General features: G+C 58.6%; 12 protein-coding genes. 11 read left to right on the top strand and 1 reads right to left on the bottom strand.

Features of this window, described 5'->3' with window-relative positions; translation table 11 throughout:
• Positions 1-15 precede the first annotated feature (15 nt).
• Positions 16-468, top strand: coding sequence for an Lrp/AsnC ligand binding domain-containing protein (locus tag ACWJ62_RS02445; protein ID WP_008173814.1), 453 nt, complete (start codon positions 16-18; stop codon positions 466-468).
• A 30-nt stretch (positions 469-498) separates the two neighbouring features.
• On the opposite strand, the gene paaY is transcribed toward ACWJ62_RS02445, so the two are convergent.
• On the bottom strand, positions 499-1,098 hold the full coding sequence (gene paaY, locus ACWJ62_RS02440) for a phenylacetic acid degradation protein PaaY (protein ID WP_449284768.1): 600 nt from the start codon (positions 1,096-1,098) through the stop codon (positions 499-501).
• A 383-nt stretch (positions 1,099-1,481) separates the two neighbouring features.
• On the opposite strand from paaY, the gene paaG reads away from it, so the two are divergent.
• The 10 genes from paaG (at position 1,482) to paaE (ending at position 10,895) form a co-directional block, all read left to right on the top strand.
• Positions 1,482-2,273 carry a 2-(1,2-epoxy-1,2-dihydrophenyl)acetyl-CoA isomerase PaaG gene (paaG, locus tag ACWJ62_RS02435; RefSeq protein WP_449284767.1) on the top strand — a complete coding sequence of 264 codons (792 nt, stop codon included), beginning with the start codon at positions 1,482-1,484 and terminating at the stop codon, positions 2,271-2,273.
• 3 nt (positions 2,274-2,276) lie between these two features.
• Positions 2,277-3,797 carry a 3-hydroxyacyl-CoA dehydrogenase PaaH gene (gene paaH / locus ACWJ62_RS02430; RefSeq protein WP_449284766.1) on the top strand — a complete coding sequence of 507 codons (1,521 nt, stop codon included), beginning with the start codon at positions 2,277-2,279 and terminating at the stop codon, positions 3,795-3,797.
• Positions 3,794-4,240: a hydroxyphenylacetyl-CoA thioesterase PaaI gene (gene paaI, locus ACWJ62_RS02425; RefSeq protein ID WP_449284765.1), complete on the top strand. Its 447-nt coding sequence runs from the start codon at positions 3,794-3,796 to the stop codon at positions 4,238-4,240. The genes paaH and paaI overlap by 4 nt, the downstream gene beginning before the upstream one ends.
• Positions 4,237-5,484, top strand: a complete 1,248-nt coding sequence (gene pcaF, locus ACWJ62_RS02420; RefSeq protein ID WP_449284764.1) for a 3-oxoadipyl-CoA thiolase — start codon at positions 4,237-4,239, stop codon at positions 5,482-5,484. Before paaI ends, pcaF begins: the two co-directional genes overlap by 4 nt.
• Positions 5,485-5,543: 59 nt before the next feature.
• The gene (paaK, locus tag ACWJ62_RS02415; RefSeq protein WP_449284763.1) at positions 5,544-6,854 is read left to right on the top strand and encodes a phenylacetate--CoA ligase PaaK; all 1,311 of its coding nucleotides are present in this window, start codon (positions 5,544-5,546) and stop codon (positions 6,852-6,854) included.
• Positions 6,855-7,180: 326 nt separating this feature from the next.
• Complete coding sequence (gene paaA, locus ACWJ62_RS02410; RefSeq protein ID WP_449284762.1) at positions 7,181-8,173, top strand: 1,2-phenylacetyl-CoA epoxidase subunit PaaA; 993 nt, start codon at positions 7,181-7,183, stop codon at positions 8,171-8,173.
• 17 nt (positions 8,174-8,190) lie between these two features.
• The gene (paaB, locus tag ACWJ62_RS02405) at positions 8,191-8,472 is read left to right on the top strand and encodes a 1,2-phenylacetyl-CoA epoxidase subunit PaaB (protein ID WP_449284761.1); all 282 of its coding nucleotides are present in this window, start codon (positions 8,191-8,193) and stop codon (positions 8,470-8,472) included.
• A gap of 12 nt (positions 8,473-8,484) precedes the next feature.
• Complete coding sequence (gene paaC, locus ACWJ62_RS02400; protein WP_449284760.1) at positions 8,485-9,249, top strand: 1,2-phenylacetyl-CoA epoxidase subunit PaaC; 765 nt, start codon at positions 8,485-8,487, stop codon at positions 9,247-9,249.
• Positions 9,233-9,802 carry a 1,2-phenylacetyl-CoA epoxidase subunit PaaD gene (gene paaD / locus ACWJ62_RS02395; RefSeq protein WP_449284759.1) on the top strand — a complete coding sequence of 190 codons (570 nt, stop codon included), beginning with the start codon at positions 9,233-9,235 and terminating at the stop codon, positions 9,800-9,802. The genes paaC and paaD overlap by 17 nt, the downstream gene beginning before the upstream one ends.
• A 13-nt stretch (positions 9,803-9,815) precedes the next feature.
• Positions 9,816-10,895, top strand: coding sequence for a 1,2-phenylacetyl-CoA epoxidase subunit PaaE (gene paaE, locus ACWJ62_RS02390; RefSeq protein WP_449284758.1), 1,080 nt, complete (start codon positions 9,816-9,818; stop codon positions 10,893-10,895).
• Positions 10,896-10,910: the final 15 nt, after the last annotated feature.

The following is a 10,910-nucleotide window of genomic DNA, read 5'->3' as shown; positions in this document are numbered from 1 at the left end:
CCTGGAACAGACAACATGGCCGAATTGGATCGAATTGACCAATCCATTATTCGCGAGCTACAGAAGAACTCCCGAATCACGGTAACCGAGCTTGCGTCCCGGGTGGGCCTTTCCAAAACGCCTTGCCAGGTGCGTATGCGCCGGCTGGAGGAACACGGTTATATCACCGGTTACACGGCCCTGGTTAACCAGACCAAACTTGGTCTCAGCCACATTGCCTTCGCACAGGTCACCCTGAACGACACCAGCAGCGGCGCTCTTACAGCCTTTAACAAAGCCGTTCAGAGCGTCTCGGCGGTGGAGCAGTGCCACATGATTGCCGGAAACTTCGACTATCTGTTAAAAGTCCGAACCCGCAACATGCAGGAATACCGGCAGGTTCTGGGGGAGGAAATTTCGGCTCTGCCCCACGTGCTGCAAACCAGCACGTTTGTGGTTATGGAGAACGTCAAGGACGCCGGACTGTAAGAGCGATCTCCCGGCATCCGGCGCCGATCCTTATTCGGACTGCTCGTACTTGGGCTTGTAACCACTGGCGTCCACTCGGGGCCGATCCGTCTCGGCTTCTGCCAGCGGCTGGACCTCCTCAAGGCTGGCCAGGGAACGAAGCGTGAGTCGCTGGTACTCTTCTGTGCCTTTTCTCTTCCAGGCGATTTCTTTGTCGCTCAACATGCGCATAACCTTGGCCGGTGAGCCAACGATCAGCGATCCCGGCTCACAGGTAAACTTCGCTTTAACGAACGCGCAAGCGCCAACAATGGAGCGGGGTGCAATATGCGCCTCATCCATCACCACCGCATTCATGCCCACCATGGCGTCTTCGCCGACAACGCAGCCGTGCAGGATTGCGCCATGGCCGACATGCCCGTTTTTCTCGACAACCGTATCCATCCCGGGAAAGGCATGCATTACACAAGTGTCCTGAACATTGGATCCCTGTTTCAGAATGATCCGCCCGAAATCTGCCCGCAGCGAAGCCGCGGGCCCCACGTAGCAATCCGGTCCGATCCAGACATCGCCAATCAGAACGGCGGTCGGATGCACATAGGCGGACGGATGAACAACAGGAACAACGCCTTCTATACTGTAGCTGGGCATAACGGTCTCCTTCGCAGACGGGCCTGACAGCGCTCCTCCAAACGACAGGCTGAACGTGGGACCCGAAAAGTCATTGTGATTCATTTTCTGTATCACATTATCCTTTTCCGGGAGATTTTTCATACCATAGCCCCTGTTTTGAGACGTGAATCCACCGCTGCAATGGCTCAAAGCCAAGAACGCTGATAAATTTTTACCGGATATTCAGCAATATAGACGAAGCAGACAATTACATCCGACCAAAGTGATACAGAACCAAGCCAGCACAATCCTTGACGAGTATCAATTCTAAGATATACTCATTTTCCACATTCGATAGCAGTGTGCCGATTCAACACACCTTTCACGCTATCCCCCTACAACAAACAACAGGACATACCGCCATGACTCAGCCGAGCATTCTTCTTGAAATCGATAAGGGCGTGGCTCTGCTTACCCTGAACCGTCCGGACAACCTGAACAGTTTCAACGTTGAAATGCATGAGCGCATGCGCGATGCCATCAGCACCGTGCGCAAGGATGAGTCTGTCCGTGTACTGGTCATCACCGGCTCCGGCCGGGGTTTTTGTGCGGGGCAGGATCTCTCCGACCGCAGCGTCTCACCAGATCAGGAAATGCCGGACCTGGGCGCCTCCCTGGAGAACTATTACAACCCGCTGATGCGCAGCCTGCGGGATCTGCCGATGCCCGTGCTCTGTGCCGTTAACGGGGTGGCCGCTGGCGCCGGCGCCAATATTGCCCTGGCCTGCGACATCACCCTGGCAGCCCGTTCTGCGAATTTCGTCCAGGCCTTCTGCAAACTGGGGCTGGTACCCGATTCCGGCGGCACCTGGACTCTGCCCCGAGTAGCGGGCATGGCCAGAGCCAAAGGCATGGCACTTCTGGGCGACAAGATCAGCGCCGAGCAGGCCGAGAACTGGGGCATGATCTGGCGCTGCGTTGATAACGAGCAACTCATGGAAGAGACCATGAAACTTGCCCGCCATTTCGCGACCCAACCGACCAAGGGCCTTGCACTGATCAAGCGGGCACTGCACGCCAGCGCCAGCAACACCTTTGAAGAACAGATCAATCTGGAGCGCGATCTGCAGCGCATGGCCGGACAGACCGAAGACTACCGTGAGGGCGTTGCCGCCTTCATGGAAAAACGCACGCCGAACTTCAAGGGGAAATAAGCCATGCCGGCACTGGATACTCAAACCAAAGTTGCCGTCGTCGGCGCCGGCGCCATGGGCTCCGGCATTGCCCAGGTGGCCGCCCAGGCAGGCCACCAGGTTTACCTGCACGACCAGAGAGAGGGTGCCGCCGAGGCGGGCCGTGACGGTATCGCCAAACAGCTTCAACGTCGTGTCGACAAAGGCAAGATGCAGCAGCAGGAGCTGGACGATGTTATCGGCCGGATTCAGCCCGTCGCGAATCTGGATGACGTCGCCGATGCTGGGCTGGTGATCGAAGCCATCATCGAGGATCTCCAGATCAAACGTCAGCTGCTGGCGAACCTTGAAGATCTGTGTACCGGCGATGCGATCCTCGCCACCAACACCTCCTCCATCTCTGTTACCGCCCTCGGTGCTGACATGAGCAAACCGGAGCGTCTGGTGGGCATGCACTTCTTCAACCCGGCACCTCTGATGGCGCTGGTCGAAGTGGTCATGGGGCTGGCGACCAGCAAGACTGTTGCCGATACCGTCCATGCGACGGCCACCGCCTGGGGCAAGAAGCCGGTGTATGCGACGTCGACTCCGGGCTTCATCGTGAACCGCGTGGCCCGTCCGTTTTACGCGGAGAGCCTTCGCCTCCTTCAGGAACAGGCCACCGATGCCGCCACACTGGATGCCATCATCCGCGAAGCCGGCCAGTTCCGCATGGGCGCATTCGAACTGACCGACCTGATCGGACACGACGTCAATTACGCGGTTACCAACTCTGTTTTCAATTCCTATTACCAGGACCCGCGCTTTCTGCCGTCACTGATCCAGAAAGAACTGGTGGAAGCGGGTCGCCTGGGACGCAAGAGCGGCCAGGGGTTCTATCCCTACGGCGAGAGTGCGGAAAAGCCACAGCCACAGACCGAGCCGGCACATCAATCCGATGAGTCCGTGGTCATTGCCGAAGGCAATCCCGGTGTAGCTGCACCGCTGCTGGAGCGACTGAAGGCCGCCGGCCTGACCATTATCGAGCGCGATGGCCCGGGCCAGATTCGCTTCGGCGATGCGGTACTGGCACTGACCGACGGCCGGATGGCTACCGAGCGTGCCGCCAATGAGGGTGTTGCCAATCTGGTGCTGTTTGACCTGGCCTTTGACTACAGCAAAGCAAGCCGACTTGCCCTGGCGCCTGCCGATCAGGCGTCCGACGCAGCGGTTTCCTGTGCCTGTGCTTTACTACAAAAAGCGGGTATCGAAGTCAGCCTGATCGCGGACCGGCCCGGCCTGGTTATCATGCGTACCGTCGCCATGCTGGCGAATGAAGCAGCCGATGCGGCTCTTCACGGTGTAGCAACGGTCGCCGATATCGATCTGGCAATGAAAGCGGGCCTGAACTATCCCGACGGCCCCCTGAGCTGGAGCGACCGCCTTGGCGCGGGCCACGTGTTCAAGGTACTCACCAACATCCAGAACAGCTACGCAGAAGACCGTTATCGCCCTGCCCTGCTGCTCCGGAAGAACGCATTTGCACAGAAGGGGTTCTATTCATGAGCGAGATGGATCCGCAAACACTCGCCGAAGAATGCGCGAAAGCCATGTTCGCGCGGGACCGCGCCAGCCAGAAGCTGGGTATGAACATTGAATCTGTCGCCCCCGGCAAGGCGGTCATTACCATGACCGTGACCGGCGACATGATCCAGGGCCACGGCTCATGCCATGGCGGCTACCTGTTTACCCTGGCCGATTCGGCATTCGCCTTTGCCTGTAACAGCTATGACCGGGCCACCGTTGCCTCCGGTTGCAGCATTGATTACATGTACGGCGCCAAAGAGGGCGACCAGCTGACCGCTACCGCCGAGGAGCAGGCCCGCGGCGGCCGCACCGGCGTTTACGACATCACATTAACTAATCAGGACGGCCGCAAGGTTGCCCTGTTCCGGGGCCGTTCCTACGAGGTTCGTGGCACCGTACGCAATTCGGAGGAAACTGCATGAGCACCGACAACACCCTTAAAGACGCCTACATCGTCGATGCCATTCGCACCCCAGTCGGTCGTTATGGCGGAGCCCTTTCCGCCGTACGCGCAGACGACCTGGGCGCCATTCCCATCAAGGCGCTGACCGAACGCCACCCGGATCTGGACTGGTCGAAAGTTGACGACGTTCTTTATGGCTGCGCCAACCAGGCCGGTGAAGACAATCGCGACGTTGCTCGCATGTCCCTGCTGCTGGCAGGCCTGCCGGTGGACGTACCGGGCAGCACCGTCAACCGTCTGTGCGGTTCCGGTATGGATGCGGTCGGTAGCGCCGCCCGGGCCATCCGCACCGGCGAAACCCAGCTGATGATTGCCGGAGGTGTCGAATCCATGTCACGGGCTCCCTTCGTGATGGGCAAGGCCGAGTCTGCATTCAGCCGCAAGGCGGAGATTTTTGACACCACCATCGGCTGGCGCTTTGTAAACCCGCTGCTGAAAAAGCAGTACGGCATCGATTCCATGCCCGAGACGGCCGAGAACGTCGCAGCCGATTTCGGTATCTCCCGGGAAGATCAGGATGCGTTCGCCCTGCGCAGTCAGCAGCGCACCGCGGCTGCCCAGAAAGAAGGCCGACTGGCCAAAGAGATCACGCCAGTGACCATCCCGCGCCGCAAGCAGGACCCGCTGGTGGTGGATACCGATGAGCATCCCCGGGAAACCAGCCTTGAGAAACTCGCCTCGCTGCCAACGCCGTTTCGTGAAAACGGCACGGTCACGGCCGGCAATGCGTCCGGTGTGAATGACGGAGCCTGCGCCCTGCTGCTGGCCGGAGCCGACGCCCTCAAACAGTACAATCTCAAGCCCCGCGCCCGGATTGTTGCCATGTCAACGGCTGGTGTGGAACCACGGATCATGGGCTTCGGCCCGGCACCGGCCACCCGCAAGGTTCTGGCCACGGCCGGCCTGGAACTGGCGGATATGGACGTGATTGAACTGAACGAAGCTTTCGCCGCCCAGGCCCTCGCGGTAACCCGCGACCTGGGCCTGCCGGATGATGCCGAGCACGTAAACCCGAACGGTGGCGCCATTGCCCTCGGCCATCCCCTGGGCATGAGCGGCGCTCGGCTGGTGACCACCGCCCTGAACGAACTGGAGCGCCGTCATGCCGCGGGCCAGAAGGCCAGGTATGCCCTGTGCACCATGTGCATCGGCGTTGGCCAGGGCATCGCCCTGATCATTGAACGGATGGACGCGGTGGCCTGAAGCCACCCGCCAACAAGAACAAAGACCCTTATTCGACAAGAACAACGCAGGACAGAACCATGACCTTACCACTGCAAAAACTGGGCAAACTTGATCGCATGGAAACCGCCAGCATTGATGAGCTGCGCCACGAACAGCTACAGCGTCTGCGCTGGAGTGTCGTCCATGCCTACACCAACGTGCCTTTTTACCGCAAAGCGTTTGATGACCAGGGCCTGAAGCCCATGGACATCAACTCCCTGGATGACCTGGCCAAAGTGCCATTTACCACCAAGGCGGACCTGCGGGACAACTACCCGTTTGGCATGTTTGCCACACCCATGTCCGATGTGGTGCGGGTGCACGCCTCCAGTGGTACCACCGGCAAGCCAACCGTGGTCGGTTACACCCAGAGTGATATCAACACCTGGGCCGACATTGTGGCACGGTCCATCCGGGCCGGTGGCGGCTCCCGTGGCGACAAGGTCCATGTAGCTTACGGCTACGGCCTGTTCACCGGCGGTCTCGGTGCCCACTACGGCGCCGAACGCCTTGGCTGCACGGTCATTCCGATGTCTGGCGGCCAGACCGAGAAGCAGGTCCAGCTGATCAAGGACTTCGAACCGGACATCATCATGGTGACGCCGTCCTACATGCTGAACATTGCCGACGAAATGGAGCGTCAGGGCATTGACCCCCATAAACTGCCCCTGCGGCTCGGCATTTTCGGCGCAGAGCCATGGACCAACGCCATGCGATCAGAGATCGAGGAGCGCCTGGGCATCGAGGCTCTCGATATCTACGGCCTGTCGGAAGTCATGGGCCCGGGCGTGGGCATGGAATGCATTGAAACCAAAGATGGCCCGACCATCTGGGAAGATCACTTCTATCCGGAAATCATCAACCCGGAAACCGGCGAAGTGCTGCCTGACGGTGAATACGGTGAGCTGGTCTTCACATCATTGACCAAGGTGGCCCTGCCGATTCTGCGCTACCGCACCCGGGACCTCACCCGTCTGCTGCCGGGTACCGCGCGCCCTATGCGCCGGATCGACAAGATTACCGGTCGCAGCGACGACATGCTGATTATCCGTGGCGTCAACGTGTTCCCGAGCCAGATCGAGGAGCAGGTGCTGAAGTGCGAAGCTCTCGCCCCGCACTACGAGATCGAGGTATACAAGGAAGGCAACCTGGACTGCGTGGACATCCGGGCCGAGCTGAAACCCGGCGCAACTGACACTCCGGAAAGTCGTGCCGCGGCAGCCAAGGAACTGACCCACCACATCAAGTCCTACATTGGCATCAGCACCCGTGTCGAAGTGGTGGAAACCAACCGTCTGGCCCGCTCCGAAGGCAAGGCCAAGCGCGTGTTTGATCGCCGTAACAAGTAAATCTGACCGACCAGCAGAGAGTCAGCACGCAGCGGATGCCGCTGACTCTTATTGCTTTTCCCACCGCCAGACCCCGCAATCACCGATTTAAAATTGCTTTCCGTTTGCTGATCTCAATAGCATTTGCTCACGTATCACTTTTTTTATTATGCAAATCAGCACTATAAGACCTTATAAAGAATCTTTCAGATATAACATGACACACAAAGACTGTTCTTGATATTTATTCAGTATCATATAATATGGAGTTAATGGCCTTCGGTCCTGACTGAAGGCACTTGTTCACGGACAACAGAACAACAAGCCCGATCCGGAGGTATTTGTTTATGTACGCCCAGCTCGTTGAAACCGGCGCCAAGCGCCTGAAGACCAAAGAAGAGATGTCGCCTGAAGAGCGCGAATTTCAGGAAAAGGTCGACGCCGAAACCAAAATTGAACCCAAGAACTGGATGCCCGAAGGCTACCGGAAGACCCTGGTTCGCCAGATTTCCCAGCACGCCCACTCCGAAGTGGTCGGCATGCTGCCGGAAGGCAACTGGGTAACCCGCGCTCCGACGCTCAAGCGCAAGCTCCAGTTGATGGCGAAGATCCAGGACGAGGCGGGCCACGGCCTGTATCTGTACAGCGCCATGGAAACACTGGGCGCTGACCGTGACGAAGAGATCGAAAAGCTGCATCAGGGCAAAGCCAAGTACTCCAGCATCTTCAACTACCCGACCCTGAACTGGGCGGATATGGGTGCGGTTGGCTGGCTCGTCGATGGTGCCGCCATCGTGAACCAGGTGGTGCTGCAGCGTACCTCTTACGGCCCCTACTCACGCGCCATGATCCGTATCTGTAAGGAAGAAAGCTTCCACCAGCGTCAGGGCTACCAGATCCTGCTGGACATGATGCGCGAAGGCACCGAGGAGCAGAAAGCCATGGTGCAGGACGCCATCAACCGTCTGTGGTGGCCGGCCCTGATGATGTTCGGACCGCACGATGACGAGTCTCCGAACTCCCAGCAGTCCATGGCCTGGAAGATCAAGCGCAAGAGCAACGACGAACTGCGTCAGATGTTTATTGATCAGACCGTTCCGCAGCTTGAATTCCTGGGTTGCACTGCGCCCGATCCGGACCTGAAGTACAACGAAGAAACCGGCCATTACGATTTCGGTGAAATCAACTGGCAGGAATTTTACGACGTTCTCAAAGGTGACGGCCCCTGCAACCGGGAGCGCATCAAAACTCGCAAGAACGCAATTGACGGAGGCGCCTGGGTCCGTGATGCGGCCGTCGCCTACGCCGAAAAACAAAAACAGCGCGCACAAGCCGCTTGATACCGGAGGAATACAACATGTCTGAATGGCGCCTTTACGAAGTCTTTGTGCGGTCCAAGCACGGCCTGAACCACAAGCACGTGGGCAGCGTGCATGCCTCTGACGCCGAGATGGCCATGGAAAATGCCCGCGATCTGTACACACGCCGCAGCGAAGGCGTGAGCATCTGGGTGGTTCCCTCCGACACCATCACGGCGTCCGCGTCCGACGAGAAGGAAGTACTTTTCGATCCGTCGGAAGACAAGATTTACCGGCATGCTTCCTTTTACAAGCTGCCCGATGAAGTCGGACACATGTAAGGAGCGGTTTCCATGACACAAGCAGAAGCATTACAGGAATACCTGCTGCGCCTGGCAGATTCGGACATGATCCTCGGCCAGCGCCTTTGCGAGCTGTGCGGCAGGGCCCCTGCGCTTGAGGAAGAGATGGCACTGATGAACGTTGCCCTCGACCTCGTCGGCCAGGCCCGCAACTGGTACGAGTACGCCGCCGAGCTGATCAACGATGGCCGGGATGCCGATAAGCTGGCATTTCGTCGCGATGCGCATGACTACCGTAACCTGCTGCTCACCGAACAGCCCAACGAGGATTACGCTGTCACCATGGGCCGTCAGTTCTTCTTCGACGTGTGGCACTACTTCACGCTCAAGAGCCTGACCGAATCCAGCGACGAGCGCATTGCCGGCATCGCTGCCAAGGCTCTGAAAGAGGCGACCTATCACTTGCGTCGTTCCTCGGAGTGGGTGAAGCGTCTGGGCGATGGCACCGAAGAGAGCCACGGTCGCATGCAGGATGCTGTCGATATCCTCTGGCGCTTTACCGGCGAGCTGATTACGCCGGACGACACCGATCGTGTGATGGCCGAGGCGGGCATTGGCCCGGACCCTGACCAGCTGGCCAAAGACTGGCGCGGTATGGTCAACGAGGTGCTCACTCAGGCAACCCTGACACCTGGCGCGGAAGACGCCTGGATGTACATGGGTGGCAAGCACGGCGAGCACACCGAACACCTCGGTTTAATCCTGGCAGAAATGCAGTTCCTGCAGAGGGCCTATCCCGATGCCACAACATGGTGATTCAGACAGCCGGTCAGCTGTCGACATTCTGATTGCCAGTGATCGGGTGCCGGCAAATGCCCGCCCCGATCTGCTGACAGAAGACGACATCTGGGCACTTCTCGAAGAGGTCAAAGACCCGGAAGTGCCGGCAGTCAGTGTCGTGGAGCTCGGCATTGTCCGGGCGGTGCACTGGGACGGCAAAGAGCTGTCCATCGATGTGACCCCGACCTACTCCGGGTGCCCGGCCACCGAACTGATTGAGGAACTGATTGCGGAAGCGCTGCGCGCTGCAGGCTTCCGGGATCCGACAATCAATCAGGTGCTGACCCCTGCCTGGACCACCGACTGGATCACAGACGAAGGCAAAGAGAAGCTTCGGGCATTCGGAATCGCGCCACCCGTTGGCAGCTCAAGCAAGATGAGCCTGCTCGGGGAATCGGAAGTCCTTACGTGCCCTCACTGCGGCAGCAAGGACACCGAGCGGGTCAGCGAGTTCGGATCCACCGCCTGCAAAGCCCTTTATCGTTGCAAGGAATGCCTCGAGCCCTTCGACTATTTCAAATGCATCTAGAGCCGATACGATCATGAACAAATTCTACTCACTGACCCTCAAAGAGGTCAGACCTGAAACAAGAAACGCCGTATCACTTGCTTTTGACGTGCCAGCAGACCTGGCAGACAAGTTCCATTACCAGCAAGGCCAACACCTGATCGTGCGGACCAAGCTGGATGGCGAGGAAGTTCGCCGCTCCTACTCAATCTGCCGGAGCGTCAACGATCAGGAGCTGCGGATTGCCATTAAACAGGTTCCGGGCGGCCGTTTCTCTACCTATGCCAACGAGATGCTAAAACCGGGCGAGACCCTCGAAGTCATGCCCCCACAGGGTCATTTCTCTGTCGATCTGGATCCGGAGCGAGAAGGCAATTACCTGGCCGTTGCCGCCGGCAGTGGTATCACCCCAATCCTGTCGATCGTCAAGACCACCCTGGAGACCGAGCCGAAAAGTGAAGTCACTCTTTTCTACGGCAACAAGGCGACCAGCAGCACCATGTTCCGTGACGAGCTTCAGGATCTGAAGAACGAGTACATGTCGCGCCTGAATCTGGTGTACATCTTTACACGCGAAGAGCAGGACATTGACCTGTACAACGGCCGCATCGACCACGACAAGTGCGACAGGCTGTTCGATCACTGGATCAATGCCAAAGATCTGACTGCAGCCTTTATCTGTGGCCCCCAGCTGATGACCGAGACCGTGCGGGACTCACTGCTGAACCACGGCATGGAAAAAAGCAGAATCCATTTTGAGCTATTCACCCCGGCTGGTGGCGTTCCTCAGGCCCGGAAGGACCGCGATCCCGCCCACGTGGACCCGCAGTCCGTCAGCGAAGTGACCGTCATTGCCGATGGCCGCTCCCTGACCTTCCCGCTGGTACGCGACACCAAGAGCATTCTGGACGCCGGGAATGAGGAAGGCGCTGATCTGCCTTACTCGTGCAAGGCGGGCGTCTGCTCGACCTGCCGCGCCAAGGTGGTGGAAGGCGAAGTGGAGATGGACCAGAACTTTGCTCTGGAAGACTACGAAGTGGAAGCCGGTTACGTGCTTTCCTGCCAGTGCTACCCGATCAGCGACAAGGTGGTTCTGGACTACGACGAGATGTAGTTTCCAGCCCAACAT

Source organism: Marinobacter sp. PE14, assembly GCF_053566155.1.
Note: the sequence above shows the minus strand (reverse complement) of the source record. Positions and strands in the feature narration are given on the sequence as shown.

Excerpts from the sequence above, each read along its gene's own strand:
- paaD (WP_449284759.1), top strand. The coding sequence starts at position 9,233 with ATGCCACAACATGGTGATTCAGACAGCCGGTCAGCTGTCGACATTCTG.
- paaE (WP_449284758.1), top strand. The coding sequence starts at position 9,816 with ATGAACAAATTCTACTCACTGACCCTCAAAGAGGTCAGACCTGAAACA.
- paaB (WP_449284761.1), top strand. The coding sequence starts at position 8,191 with ATGTCTGAATGGCGCCTTTACGAAGTCTTTGTGCGGTCCAAGCACGGC.
- paaI (WP_449284765.1), top strand. The coding sequence starts at position 3,794 with ATGAGCGAGATGGATCCGCAAACACTCGCCGAAGAATGCGCGAAAGCC.
- ACWJ62_RS02445 (WP_008173814.1), top strand. The coding sequence starts at position 16 with ATGGCCGAATTGGATCGAATTGACCAATCCATTATTCGCGAGCTACAG.
- paaY (WP_449284768.1), bottom strand. The coding sequence starts at position 1,098 with ATGCCCAGCTACAGTATAGAAGGCGTTGTTCCTGTTGTTCATCCGTCC.
- pcaF (WP_449284764.1), top strand. The coding sequence starts at position 4,237 with ATGAGCACCGACAACACCCTTAAAGACGCCTACATCGTCGATGCCATT.
- paaC (WP_449284760.1), top strand. The coding sequence starts at position 8,485 with ATGACACAAGCAGAAGCATTACAGGAATACCTGCTGCGCCTGGCAGAT.
- paaG (WP_449284767.1), top strand. The coding sequence starts at position 1,482 with ATGACTCAGCCGAGCATTCTTCTTGAAATCGATAAGGGCGTGGCTCTG.
- paaH (WP_449284766.1), top strand. The coding sequence starts at position 2,277 with ATGCCGGCACTGGATACTCAAACCAAAGTTGCCGTCGTCGGCGCCGGC.
- paaK (WP_449284763.1), top strand. The coding sequence starts at position 5,544 with ATGACCTTACCACTGCAAAAACTGGGCAAACTTGATCGCATGGAAACC.
- paaA (WP_449284762.1), top strand. The coding sequence starts at position 7,181 with ATGTACGCCCAGCTCGTTGAAACCGGCGCCAAGCGCCTGAAGACCAAA.